The 12,377-nt window shown below is 36.0% G+C and carries 12 protein-coding genes; all 12 read left to right on the plus strand.

Features of this window, described 5'->3' with window-relative positions:
* Positions 1-113: 113 nt before the first annotated feature.
* The 12 genes from G600_RS16105 (at position 114) to G600_RS0112555 (ending at position 12,218) form a co-directional block, all read left to right on the plus strand.
* Positions 114-1,670 (plus strand): DUF1385 domain-containing protein, encoded by a 1,557-nt coding sequence (locus G600_RS16105; protein WP_081669494.1) that lies wholly within the window; start codon positions 114-116, stop codon positions 1,668-1,670.
* Between the two features lie 75 nt (positions 1,671-1,745).
* A complete protein-coding gene (gene prmC, locus G600_RS0112505; protein ID WP_027432204.1) occupies positions 1,746-2,612 on the plus strand; it encodes a peptide chain release factor N(5)-glutamine methyltransferase in 867 nt (288 codons plus the stop codon).
* Positions 2,613-2,706: 94 nt separating this feature from the next.
* Entirely contained in the window at positions 2,707-3,777 is a 1,071-nt protein-coding gene (gene prfA / locus G600_RS0112510) for a peptide chain release factor 1 (RefSeq protein ID WP_027432205.1), read from the plus strand.
* Between the two features lie 289 nt (positions 3,778-4,066).
* A complete protein-coding gene (locus G600_RS0112515; RefSeq protein WP_027432206.1) occupies positions 4,067-4,516 on the plus strand; it encodes a hypothetical protein in 450 nt (149 codons plus the stop codon).
* A gap of 61 nt (positions 4,517-4,577) precedes the next feature.
* The gene (locus tag G600_RS0112520; protein ID WP_027432207.1) at positions 4,578-5,186 is read left to right on the plus strand and encodes an HdeD family acid-resistance protein; all 609 of its coding nucleotides are present in this window, start codon (positions 4,578-4,580) and stop codon (positions 5,184-5,186) included.
* A 56-nt stretch (positions 5,187-5,242) separates the two neighbouring features.
* Positions 5,243-5,890 carry a ribonuclease H1 domain-containing protein gene (locus G600_RS0112525; protein WP_027432208.1) on the plus strand — a complete coding sequence of 216 codons (648 nt, stop codon included), beginning with the start codon at positions 5,243-5,245 and terminating at the stop codon, positions 5,888-5,890.
* A 197-nt stretch (positions 5,891-6,087) separates the two neighbouring features.
* Positions 6,088-6,996, plus strand: a complete 909-nt coding sequence (gene nadA, locus G600_RS0112530) for a quinolinate synthase NadA (protein ID WP_027432209.1) — start codon at positions 6,088-6,090, stop codon at positions 6,994-6,996.
* A gap of 26 nt (positions 6,997-7,022) precedes the next feature.
* Positions 7,023-8,354: an L-aspartate oxidase gene (locus tag G600_RS0112535; protein ID WP_027432210.1), complete on the plus strand. Its 1,332-nt coding sequence runs from the start codon at positions 7,023-7,025 to the stop codon at positions 8,352-8,354.
* Positions 8,355-8,369: 15 nt separating this feature from the next.
* A complete protein-coding gene (gene nadC / locus G600_RS0112540) occupies positions 8,370-9,227 on the plus strand; it encodes a carboxylating nicotinate-nucleotide diphosphorylase (protein ID WP_027432211.1) in 858 nt (285 codons plus the stop codon).
* Positions 9,228-9,345: 118 nt separating this feature from the next.
* Positions 9,346-9,906 carry a transcription repressor NadR gene (locus G600_RS0112545; protein ID WP_027432212.1) on the plus strand — a complete coding sequence of 187 codons (561 nt, stop codon included), beginning with the start codon at positions 9,346-9,348 and terminating at the stop codon, positions 9,904-9,906.
* Between the two features lie 162 nt (positions 9,907-10,068).
* Positions 10,069-10,812 carry an alpha/beta hydrolase gene (locus G600_RS0112550; RefSeq protein WP_027432213.1) on the plus strand — a complete coding sequence of 248 codons (744 nt, stop codon included), beginning with the start codon at positions 10,069-10,071 and terminating at the stop codon, positions 10,810-10,812.
* Positions 10,813-10,829: 17 nt separating this feature from the next.
* The gene (locus tag G600_RS0112555) at positions 10,830-12,218 is read left to right on the plus strand and encodes a sodium-dependent transporter (RefSeq protein ID WP_034246497.1); all 1,389 of its coding nucleotides are present in this window, start codon (positions 10,830-10,832) and stop codon (positions 12,216-12,218) included.
* The last annotated feature ends 159 nt before the right edge of the window (positions 12,219-12,377 follow it).

The following is a 12,377-nucleotide window of genomic DNA, read 5'->3' on the forward strand; positions in this document are numbered from 1 at the left end:
TTAGGCTTGATTAAAGCCTCTAACTAATGTTATTATAAATATGTTTGTTATTGAATAAATTTTAGCTAATGTTAGCTTATAATAGATAGCTAGAATATTTGGAGGACTAGATAATGAAATTGTCAGGCATTGGTGGTCAGGCAGTCATAGAGGGTATTATGATGCGCAACAAGGATAAGTATTCCGTTGCAGTCAGAAAGCCAGACCAGGAAATTGAAGTCATTGTAAAAGATTGCAAGATGACCACACAGAAATATAAATGGTTAAACTACCCAGTAATTAGAGGTATCTTTAACTTCTTTGATTCGTTATTTACAGGAATAAGTGTAATTAACTATTCATCAACATTTTACGAAGATCCATCAGAACAGGAAAAGACAAAGATTGATGAGATTGGTAAGAATATTTTTAAGGATAAGTTTGAATCTATCCTTATGGCAGTAACAGTTATTATATCTATTTTCTTAGCTGTTGGCTTATTTATGATTCTACCATTTGCAGTATCAAGATTATTGTCAAATTATGTGGCTTCAAAGGGATTGTTAAACTTCTTTGAAGGCATTGTAAGAGTATTGATTTTTATTCTCTACCTTGTGGTAATTTCTCAGCTAAGTGACATTAAGAGGACCTTTATGTATCATGGCGCAGAGCATAAGTGTATTAACTGTATCGAGCATGGTGCAAGACTTACACCAGAGAATGTTAAGAACAGTTCTAGATATCACAAGAGATGTGGAACAAGTTTCCTATTTGTTGTAATGTTTATTAGTATTGTTTTATTTATCTTTATTAGAGTGGAGAATACAGCAGCACAGATTATTATTCGTGTGCTTTTAATCCCTTTAATTGCTGGCCTATCTTATGAATTAATCATGTGGGCTGGAAAGAATGACAATAAGTTTACAAGAGCTTTGAGTAAGCCAGGTATGTGGCTTCAGAGACTTACAACTAAGGAACCTGATATGGATATGATCGAAGTTGCTATTAAGGCAGTGGAGAAGGTATTTGATTGGGAGAAGTTCTTAGTTGAAGAGTATTATGAAGGTTCAGAAAATCTCGTGGAAGATATTGAAAATTCTGAAAGAGAGCTTTCAATTTCAGCAGCTCAGGTTGGAAAGAGACATAGAACTACACGTTCCATCGTTGTTGAGAATAAAGAAGAGGATGAGAAGGAATTAACAGCGGAAGAGAAGTATATCAAGGCTGCTAAGGAATTTGAGGCTACGCAGCAAGGCGATAGCTTAGAGTCTGTTTATGAGACAATTAATGAGCTTGAAGAAGCTGAGGGTAATCCAGCTAATCACAGCGCAGGCAATTATGAAAGTGCTAACTTTACTACAGTAACTAAGCCTTTAGAAGAAGTAGCAGAAGATACTGAAGCTTCTATTGAAGACGACTTCGTATTTGAAGAAGTAGAAGAAGTTCCAGCTAATGATTCTTTTGAAAATGTAAGCGCTAACGAGACTTTAGAAACAGCCCTAGAGGATGATTCCTTTGAATTTGAAGAAGTATCAGCTGATGCAGAGGGCGACCTTGATTTAGCTATTGAAGATTTATCAGAAGAAGATGATGATGCAGGCTTTGAGTTTGAAGAAGTAGAAGAAATCGAAGCTGAGGCTGAGTCAGAAGAAGTTGAAATGCCAGCTTTTAAGACAAGACATAGAGATTAAGCGAATAATTAAATTACGAATTAATAAAAGGACTGTATATATTTTTTACAGTCCTTTTTGATAGAAAGGATAAATATGACTATAAGGGAAGAGATTCTTAATGCCAGTAGAATATTAGAAGCAGCTAATATTGAAAATGCTAGCTATGACGCTAAAGAATTAATGCTTCATTGCCTTAATATTTCCTCAACTGACTTCTTTTTAAAAAGAGAAGAAAGCATAGATGAAGAGACAAAGTTAAGATATGAAGCCCTAATAAATAGAAGAGCTAGCCATGAACCCTTACAACATATAACAGGAATCGCCTACTTTTACGGCCGCGAATTTAATGTAAATAGTAGTGTACTTATTCCAAGATACGACACAGAAAATTTAGTAGAGCGAGTGCTTAAGTTAGTTAAGAGAGGCGACCACATTTTAGATATGTGTACAGGCTCAGGTTGTATTATTGAGACAATTGCCCTAGAGTCTAGACTTACTAGAGAAGAAGCAGTATTTCTAGGAGTTGACATATCCAAGGAAGCGCTTAAAGTAGCAAGGGCCAATAAGGAAAAGCTTGGGGCAGATGCCGTAGATTTTATGCAAAGTGACCTTTTTGAAAACTTAAATGATAATTTAAGAAATTCTTTTGACATCATTGTTTCAAATCCTCCGTATATTAAGACTGCTGTAATAGATGAGCTTGATAAGGAAGTTAAGTTACACGACCCATATATTGCCCTAGATGGCAGCAGCGATGGACTAAAGTTTTATAAGAAGATCACTGAGGAAGCGATACATTTTCTAAAAAAGGATGGATATCTTGCTTACGAAATCGGTAGTGACCAGGCAGAGGAAGTAAGGGATATTATGGCTTCTAAGGGCTTTGTAAATATAGAAGTTTATAAAGACCTTTCAGGACTTGATAGAGTAGTGATAGCTAAATTGGAGGACGGCCTCTAACTAAAACATCTTGCATAGTTTCTTTACTAATGTTAGAATAAATATTCGTGTGAGTTAAATTAGGTTATTGAAAGGTTAGGTTAATCTTATGGATATGTTTGATAGACTTGAAGATACAGTTAATAGATATGAAGATATTAATGCAGAACTTGCAAACCCTGATGTAGTTAATGATCAGGCTAAGTTTAGAAAGTTAATGAAGGAGCAGGCTAATCTTACTCCTATCATTTCTGCATATACAGAATATAAAACTAATAAGCAGAATGTTGAGGATAGCTTAGCTATTCTTGATGAAGAATCAGATGAAGAATTAAAGGATTTAGCTAAGGAAGAATTAGCAGAATCTAAGGCTAGAATCGCAGAACTTGAGAATGAGCTTAAGATTTTACTTCTTCCTAAGGACCCTAACGATGATAAGGATATCATTATGGAAATTAGAGCGGGTGCCGGTGGTGAAGAAGCAGCACTTTTCGCAGCAGAATTATTCCGTATGTATACTCATTATGTTGAGTCTAAGGGCTGGAAGGTTGAGGTTTTATCAGGTGATGAAACAGGTATCGGTGGCCTTAAAGAAATCGAATTTATGGTTAAGGGCCAGGGAGCTTACTCAATCATGAAGTATGAATCAGGTGTTCATAGAGTTCAGAGAGTTCCAGTTACAGAATCTAATGGTAGAATCCAGACTTCAACTGCATCTGTAGCATGTATGCCAGAGGCTGAAGAAGTTGATATTCAGATTAATGAGAAGGATATTAGAATTGATGTTATGCGTGCTTCTGGTAACGGCGGTCAGTGTGTCAATACAACTGATTCAGCTGTACGTTTAACACATTATCCTACAGGTATTGTTATTTATTCTCAGACTGAAAAGTCTCAGATTCAGAATAAGGAGAAGGCTTTTGCCTTACTTCGTGCTAAGTTATACGACATAGAAACACAGAAGGCTCATGATGCTGAAGCAGATGCTAGACGTAGCCAGATTGGTACTGGTGATAGAGCTGAGAAGATCAGAACTTATAATTTCCCACAGGGTAGAGTTACAGACCATAGAATCGGTCTTACACTTTATAAGCTTGATAAGATTATGGATGGTGACATTCAGGAAATCATTGATGCTTGTATCGCAGCAGATCAGGCAGCTAAGCTTGCTAAGATGGGCGAATAATAATTTAGATAATAATAATTAGATAAGATTTTAGCTAGGTGCTTTAGTACCTAGCTTTTTTAACTCAGTCGGAGTACAAGCTCCGACTGAGTTAAACGCTCCGCGAGGATGCGCACGGATTCGGACAGGAATTTGTCTGCAGTGCAGACCCGAATCCGGCGCGCAAGACTCGCGAGCGAGTCTTGACTATCATGCTTTTTGACTGTTATGATTTTGCTTTCTTGTTATCAAACTTCATTTCTTGTATAATATATAAATAATACCTATAGTTTTTATAAGAGGTAAATTTATGGCATTATATAGAAATGTTACGGATAGAGGCGTTAAAAAGCCCTTAGACATAACGGGTCATATCCAGAATAAAATGCTAAAAAAGAATATAGGTGATTTAAGACGATTAGGAGCAGATATCTCAAATTCCAGATTTAAAGATATGGATATAGGCTCCGATAAAGTTATGCAACAATATATAAAAGAGCTAGTGACATTTCTTGAAAGCTACGATTTTTCAAGGCTTGATCAAAGACTTGCCAACGTGCAATTTAGCGCAGCACTAAATACAGCCAAAGAAATGGATGAAAAAGCTAAGGAACTTGGTATTAATCCTATATCAAAGCTACTGGGGGATATTATTAAAGACGTGAAAAAAAGAGATGATTCCTCAGCAAGACAGGAACTATCTTTAATTAATAAGAAGCGTAATGCTATCTTAGTTAAATTAGGTAGAAATAAAATTTAATATAGAATATTTCTGCAAGAGTAGAAAACTAGAAAGACAATTAATTTCAAGGAGGCATTTAATGGACAAGATTTTACAAAAAATCAAGACAGTAATTAACGAAATAATTTTGTTGTCTATTGCGTTAATAGTTGTGGGGGTATACTTAATTATTGAGCCTATGGGAGCTCAGATTGTTATCTGTAGAATATTTGGCGCACTATTTTTAGTATGGGGAGTGCTAAGAGTAATTACTTACTTTAGAACAGATAAATCAGTAATTTTTGCATCCTTTGGTTTGGTGCAGGGTTTAACACTTATTTTCTTAGGACTATTTTTTATCATAAATCCTGTGGAAATAGCAGCATTTTTTGGTATAATTCTTTCTATAGTTGTTATGATTAATGGCGTGTTAATGATTCAATATGCAATAGAATTAAAAAGACTAAATTCCCCTTCTTGGTGGCTTGAAATTCTCTCAGGAATATTAATGCTAATTTTAGGAGTAGTAGCCTTAGTTAATCCTTTTGCAACAAGTGCAACACTAATGGTATTTATCGGTGTTATCTTAATTTATGAGGGCATTGTAAATCTAGTTTCAGTCCTTAGAATCACATCCATTGCAAAGCAAGTAGAATACGAAGTAAAGGATGCAGTTAATAAGGTTAAGGATGAATTTAGACCAAACTAGGAAGCTATGCTACTAGGGTTTCAAATTTATTAGAAATTTTATTAACTAGAAAAGATATGGCAAAGAAATATTACGCAGTAAAGGCAGGCAGAAAGCCTGGAATTTATGAAAGTTGGGATGAATGTAAGGCCTTGGTTACAGGCTTTAAGGGAGCAATATATAAGAGCTTTACAAGTCTAGAGGAGGCAAAGGCCTTTATGGAGATAGGCTATGAGACAGCGACAGGCACTAAAGCTCCTAGCTCTAATAAGGCTAATAATGAAAATGTCACAAGACCCGAGACTATTGATGACAATTACGCCTTCGTGGATGGCTCTTTTAATATTGCCACTGGAGTTTATGGCTATGGCGGATTTTTAATAGTAGGCAAGGAAAAGTACGTGTTACAAGGATCAGGAAGCGATAAAGAGATGGCCTCAATGCGAAATGTATCAGGAGAAATCCTAGGTAGTATGGCAGCTATTAAGAAAGCTATAGAACTTGGCCTATCAGAAGTCTACATTTATTTTGACTATATGGGAATTAGAGCCTGGGCTCTTGGAGAGTGGAAGAGAAACAAGACCGGCACAATTAAATATTACGACTATATTCAATCGGTAAAAGATAAGATAGATATACATTTTATCAAAGTCAAAGGCCATTCCGGAGTGGAAGGCAATGAAGAGGCTGACAAATTAGCAAAAGCAGCAGTGGGAATCCAATAGGATTCCCATTTTTTTTACACACTTAACAGTTTTTCTTTACAACTGTCTTGTCAGTTGTAAAGTTTAGTGGTATAGTCATTACAACGTTTAACCTTAAACGTTATTAGCAGATTAAACGGGGCTTTAGGTATAGTTATTAGGAAACCTAACTAATAACTATACTGACAAGCAAAGAAAGGACTGCGGATAGGAGATTTATGTCAATAGTAGATGATATTTTAAAGCTTAAAGAGGAAAAGAACGCCGTAATTTTAGCTCACTATTATGTAGACGAGGAAATTCAAGAGATAGCTGATTACGTTGGCGATTCATTTTACTTAAGCAAGGTAGCAACTAAGGTAGACCAGGATAGAATAATCTTTGCAGGTGTAGAGTTCATGGGTGAAAGTGCTAAGATTTTAAATCCTAACAAGAGAGTCTTTATGCCAGATGCATCAGCGGACTGTCCAATGGCTCACATGGCAACTAAGGAAGAGATTTTAAAGATGAGAGAAGAGTACGATGATCTAGCTGTAGTCTGTTACATTAATTCAACAGCTGAACTAAAGACATATTCTGATGTCTGTGTCACATCTTCTAATGCTGTAAAGATTGTGAAGAGCTTGCCTAATAAGAACATTTTCTTTATTCCAGATCAGAACCTAGGTCGTTTCGTGGCTGAGCAGGTTCCAGAGAAGAATGTAATTCTTAATAACGGCTTTTGCCCAAGACACGTAGCAATCACAAAGGAACATGTATTAAATGCTAAGAAGGCACATCCTAATGCAAAGCTTGCAGCACATCCAGAATGTACAAAGGATGTACTTGATGAGGCAGATTACATTGGAGCTACATCAGGAATCATTAATTATGTAGTAAATTCTGATGAGGAAGAATTCCTTATTGGAACAGTTGATGGTGTACTAGCAGAAATTAATAAGAAGGCACCTGATAAGAAGTTATATTTATTAAAGCCAGATCAGATCTGTATCAATATGAAGAAAGTCACTCTTGATAAGATTTTAGATTGTCTAGAAGAGGACTGTAACGAAGTCTTTGTTGATGATGAAACAAGACTTAAGGCCTTAGTTCCACTTGAGCGCATGCTTGAACTTGCAGCCAAGTAGGAGCTATAAAAGAAAGGGGTATATTTATGGAGAACAAGACAGATATTTTAATCGTCGGATGTGGATGTTCAGGACTATATGCAGCCCTTAATTTACCAGCGAGCAAAAAGATTACAATTATTACTAAGTCCGACCTAGAAAGCTCAGATTCCTTCCTAGCTCAAGGTGGAATGTGCATGTTAAAGGACAAGTCGGATTACGAATCATTTTTTGAGGACACCCTAAAAGCTGGTCATTATGAAAATGATAAGAAGTCGGTAGAAATCATGATTAAGTCATCACCTGAGGTCGTAGAGGACCTACTAGAATATGGCGCAGACTTTAATAAGGATGAGAAGGGAGACCTTGCCTACACTAAGGAAGGCGCTCACTCTACTAACAGAATCATTTATCATAAGGATGTAACAGGTAAAGAAATTACATCAACACTTTTAAGAAAAGTTCAGACATTGCCAAATGTTACATTTTATGAAAATACAAGAATGCTTGATATTATTGAAAAAGATCAGGTATGTGTTGGCGCAGTAGTTAAGGATGCTAATGGGGAACTTGTAAAAGTTGAGGCAGAGACAGTAATTCTTGCCACAGGCGGAATTGGTGGAATCTATAAGCATTCAACAAACTTTAAGCACCTTACAGGAGATTCTCTTGCAATTGCCCTTAAACATGGCATCGAATTAAAGAATATTAATTACGTGCAGATTCATCCAACAACCTTTTATTCAAAGGATGACAAGGAAAGAAGCTTTCTAATTTCAGAATCTGTAAGAGGTGAGGGCGCCCTTCTTTATGATAAGAATGGCAAGCGTTTTGTAAATGAATTGCTACCTCGTGACCTTTTAACAGAGGAAATTAAAAAGCAGATGGCAAAGGATAAGACTGAATTCGTTTGGGAAGACCTACGTACAATTCCTAAAAAAGAGTTAGAGGAACATTTTCCTAATATTATTGCTCACTGCAAGGAAGCAGGCTATGACGTATTTAAGGAGCCAATTCCAGTAGTTCCAGCCCAGCATTATTTCATGGGTGGAATTAAGGTTAACTATGAATCTAAGACTAATTTTGAAAATCTTTACGCTGTAGGCGAGACAGCTTGCAACGGCGTACATGGTAGAAATAGACTAGCTAGTAACTCATTACTTGAAAGTCTTGTATTTGCAAAAAGAGCAGCCCTTGATATGACAAACAAGGAGCTTGATTCTAAGGCAAGTCTTATTGTAAATAACGCAGATAAGATTATTGCTGAGGTGGATTTAGATAAGTATAAGGACGAAGAGGCTCTAAATGAGACTTACAAGAAACTAGTTAAAGATAAGATAGATGAGGAAAATAGAATTTATAAGGCTTTAAGAGCTTAGAATGGGAGATTATTTATGTTTGATGAAGTAACATTAAGACTTAACGTTGATCCTTTAATTTTAGGAGCATTAAAGGAAGATATTACAAGTGAAGACGTTACAACTAATAGTGTAATGCCAACAAAGAAGCAGGGTAGCGTAGATTTAATTGCCAAGGAAGAGGGCGTTATTTGCGGCCTTCAGGTATTTGAAAGAACCTTCAAATTACTTGACCCTGAAACAGTAGTTAGCTTTAGCGTAGAGGATGGCGACAAGGTAACTAAGGGACAAAAGATCGGCCAGGTAGATGGCGATATTAGAGTTTTACTTTGCGGCGAAAGAACAGCCCTTAACTATTTACAGAGAATGAGCGGTATTGCAACTTATACTAATAGCGTGGCTTCTTTACTTAAAGGTACTAAGACAAAGTTACTTGATACAAGAAAGACAAGCCCTAACAATAGAATTTTTGAAAAATATTCTGTAAGAGTTGGTGGCGGCAATAACCACAGATACAACCTAACAGATGGTGTTTTACTTAAGGATAATCACATTGGGGCAGCAGGCGGCGTAAAGGAAGCAATCCTTGCAGCTAAGGAATACGCTCCATTTGTAAGAAAGATTGAAGTTGAAGTTGAAAATCTTGACATGGTTAAGGAAGCTATTGAAGCTGGCGCAGACATTATCATGCTTGATAATATGAGCCATGAAGATATGGAAAAGGCCATGAAGATTATTGATAAGAAGGCAGAGGTTGAGGTTTCTGGAAATGTAACAAAGGAAAACATTGAAAGACTTACAGACCTAGGGGTAGACTTCATTTCAAGTGGTGCACTTACTCACTCAGCACCAATTATGGACTTATCTTTAAAGAATCTTCATCCAACAGAGTAATATCTAGAAAATGAGCTAGACTTTAGAAAAAGTCTTAACCTTATAATTAGCCTTGTTGAAGATTTTGGGATAATTAATTATAATTATTCTATAATAGGATTTAGAAAGGATTAGCCAGATGAATGGTGAAGATAGAAGAAAAGGTATTGTTGATATTTTAAAAAAATCAGATAAGCCTATGTCTGGTGAAGCTTTGGCTAGAAAATTCGATGTAAGTAGACAGGTCATAGTTCAAGATATTGCCTTGATTAGAGCTAAGAACATTGATATCTATTCCACTAATAGAGGATACGTAATTAGTGCTAAGAATGAGGAATTTTCTAGGGTATTTAAAGTTTATCATACCGATGATGATGTGGAGACAGAGCTTAATGCAATCGTGGATTTAGGCGGCTGGGTTAAGGATATCTTCGTATATCATAGAGTTTACGGCGTTTTAAAGGCCGATATGAATATTCATTCAAGACGTGATATAAAGGAATATATGGAAGAGATTAAAAGCGGGAAAAGCACCTTGCTTATGCATATAACTTCCGGATATCATTACCATACAATTGTAGCATCAGATGAAAAGACTTTAGAATATATATGGGATGAGCTTCAAAGATTAGGATTTATAGCCAAACTACAGGATTATGAGCCAGTAGATTTTTGGAGTAAAGAAGAGACAACAATATAGGACTAAGAACAATAAAGAATATGGACTAGGAAACTATTCGTAAAAAATAGTTTTCTAGTTCTTTTTTTAGGCTATAATATAATTTACGAGCTAGTAAGATTTTTCTTACTAGCTTTGGAGCGGAAAATCAAATCCGCTCTTATTTTATTGAAGGAGATTTATATGAAGAAAGCAAGAATTATTCGAAGAGTCTTAATAAGCGTTTTGCTTGTTATAGCAGTATTGTTTACAACTTTTTTTGTCTATACAGCCGATTATTATAAGGCCAGTGAAAATGTGGACACTAGTTTAGAATCAGATGATGACGTAAATGTATATATGCTTGATAGTAACGATATGGTATTTAGTCCCACAGGAGATGTAAAGGCAGGAATTATCTTTTATCCCGGAGGAAAGGTAGAGTACACTTCCTATGCACCATTACTCCATGAACTAGCCAGTGAAGGGGTTTTATGCATTTTGGTAAAGATGCCAAGAAACTTAGCTATTCTTGGAATTAACAGGGCGGATGGCCTTAAGGAGAATTTCCCTGAAATAACAGATTGGTATATGGCAGGCCACTCTCTTGGGGGAGCTTGTGCTTCTATGTATATAAGTAAACATAGCAGTGAGTACACAGGCCTTATCCTACTTGCAGCTTATTCCACTAAGGATTTGTCTAAAACTAATATAAATGTATTGTCAATTTATGGATCTGAGGATGGTGTACTAAAAAAAGATTCTTATGAGAAAAATAAGTCAAATCTGCCTGACAACTGGGTTGAAGAGGTCATACAAGGTGGATGCCATTCATTTTTTGGAAGTTATGGCTTGCAAGATGGCGACGGAAACGCTACTATAACTAACAAGGATCAAATTGATATAACAACAGGTTTTATAATTAATTTCATATCCGAACAAAGCTAATTGGAGGACGTTTACTTATGGAGAAAAGAAAAACTTTTGGTGGGTCAATAGGTTTTGTATTGGCCGCAGCTGGAAGCGCAGTTGGACTTGGAAATATTTGGAGATTTCCATATCTAGCAGCAAGAGATGGAGGAGGTTTATTTTTAGTCATCTACATCGTGCTTGCACTTACCTTCGGATTCACCTTAGTAACCGCTGAAATTGCAATAGGAAGGAAAACTAAGCAAAGCCCCCTAACAGCATATGGTGTATTGAATAAGAAGTGGACATGGCTTGGATGGTTATCAAGCATCGTGCCTTTTATCATATTACCTTATTATTGTGTAATTGGTGGATGGGTATTAAAGTACCTAATTGCATTCATAACAGGACATGGCGTTGACGCAGCTACAGAAGGTTATTTTACTGATTTTATCACTAGTAAAGCAGAACCAATCGTTATGATGTTTATATTCTTATTATTAGTTTGTATTGTAATTTACTTAGGCGTAAATAAAGGTATTGAATCCTTTTCAAAGATTATTATGCCAATATTACTTGTATTAGTTGTGGGAATTGCTATATTTTCATTAACAATTAGTAAGACAGATGACAGCGGTGTAGTAAGAACTGGTGTACAGGGATTAAAATATTACGTAATTCCTAACTTGGATGGAATAACAATCAAGAAGTTCTTTACAGTAGTAATGGATGCTATGGGACAGTTATTCTATTCATTATCAGTAGCTATGGGTATCTTAATAGCCTATGGTTCATATGTAAGAGATGATGCTAACTTACCAAAGTCAATTAACCAGATTGAAATCTTTGATACAGTAGTAGCTTTCCTTGCAGGTGTTATGATTATTCCTGCAGTTTATGTATTTTCAGGAACAGAGGGCATGTCTTCAGGACCATCCCTTATGTTTGTAGCATTACCTAAGATTTTCGCATCAATGGGTAAGATTGGAAATCTAATCGGAGTCGTATTTTTTGCAATGGTACTCTTTGCAGCCATTACAAGTGCTATGTCAGTACTTGAGGCTATTGTATCTGGCATGATTGATAGCGATAAGAACTACAATAGAGGTCAGGCAGTAATTATTGAATTCTTTATTGCATTCATTCTTGCTTGCCTTGTATGCTTTGGTTACAACGACCTTTACTTTGAATTTAAGCTTCCAAACGGAGCAGTAGGTCAGATCCTAGATATTATGGATTACATTAGTAACAGTATCTTAATGCCAATAGCAGCTATTGCTACATGTATCTTAGTAGGCTGGGTAATTAAGCCAAAAGCTATTATTGAAGAAGTAGAAAAAAGCGGAGATAAGATGGGCAGAAAGGGCTTATTCACAATTATGATTAAGTATATAGCTCCAGTTTGTCTATTTATCTTATTACTTATGAGCCTTGGTGTTTTTTAGTATTAAATAAAAAGGAAATTAAAGGAGTGAGTTATGAGCTATGACCTTGTGGCTCACTCCTTTTTAACATGCCGTGAGCAAGAAATCCCCCACCTCTAAACGAAGTGTAGGTGGTGGGATGAATTGCGAATAACACGGCATTTTTTGTTACATATAATT

This window comes from Lachnospira multipara ATCC 19207 (assembly GCF_000424105.1).
Classification (GTDB): domain Bacteria; phylum Bacillota; class Clostridia; order Lachnospirales; family Lachnospiraceae; genus Lachnospira; species Lachnospira multipara.

Excerpts from the sequence above, each read along its gene's own strand:
- G600_RS0112535 (WP_027432210.1), top strand. The coding sequence starts at position 7,023 with ATGGAGAACAAGACAGATATTTTAATCGTCGGATGTGGATGTTCAGGA.
- G600_RS0112520 (WP_027432207.1), top strand. The coding sequence starts at position 4,578 with ATGGACAAGATTTTACAAAAAATCAAGACAGTAATTAACGAAATAATT.
- nadC (WP_027432211.1), top strand. The coding sequence starts at position 8,370 with ATGTTTGATGAAGTAACATTAAGACTTAACGTTGATCCTTTAATTTTA.
- G600_RS0112555 (WP_034246497.1), top strand. The coding sequence starts at position 10,830 with ATGGAGAAAAGAAAAACTTTTGGTGGGTCAATAGGTTTTGTATTGGCC.
- G600_RS0112515 (WP_027432206.1), top strand. The coding sequence starts at position 4,067 with ATGGCATTATATAGAAATGTTACGGATAGAGGCGTTAAAAAGCCCTTA.
- G600_RS0112545 (WP_027432212.1), top strand. The coding sequence starts at position 9,346 with ATGAATGGTGAAGATAGAAGAAAAGGTATTGTTGATATTTTAAAAAAA.
- prfA (WP_027432205.1), top strand. The coding sequence starts at position 2,707 with ATGTTTGATAGACTTGAAGATACAGTTAATAGATATGAAGATATTAAT.
- G600_RS0112550 (WP_027432213.1), top strand. The coding sequence starts at position 10,069 with ATGAAGAAAGCAAGAATTATTCGAAGAGTCTTAATAAGCGTTTTGCTT.
- nadA (WP_027432209.1), top strand. The coding sequence starts at position 6,088 with ATGTCAATAGTAGATGATATTTTAAAGCTTAAAGAGGAAAAGAACGCC.
- G600_RS0112525 (WP_027432208.1), top strand. The coding sequence starts at position 5,243 with ATGGCAAAGAAATATTACGCAGTAAAGGCAGGCAGAAAGCCTGGAATT.
- G600_RS16105 (WP_081669494.1), top strand. The coding sequence starts at position 114 with ATGAAATTGTCAGGCATTGGTGGTCAGGCAGTCATAGAGGGTATTATG.
- prmC (WP_027432204.1), top strand. The coding sequence starts at position 1,746 with ATGACTATAAGGGAAGAGATTCTTAATGCCAGTAGAATATTAGAAGCA.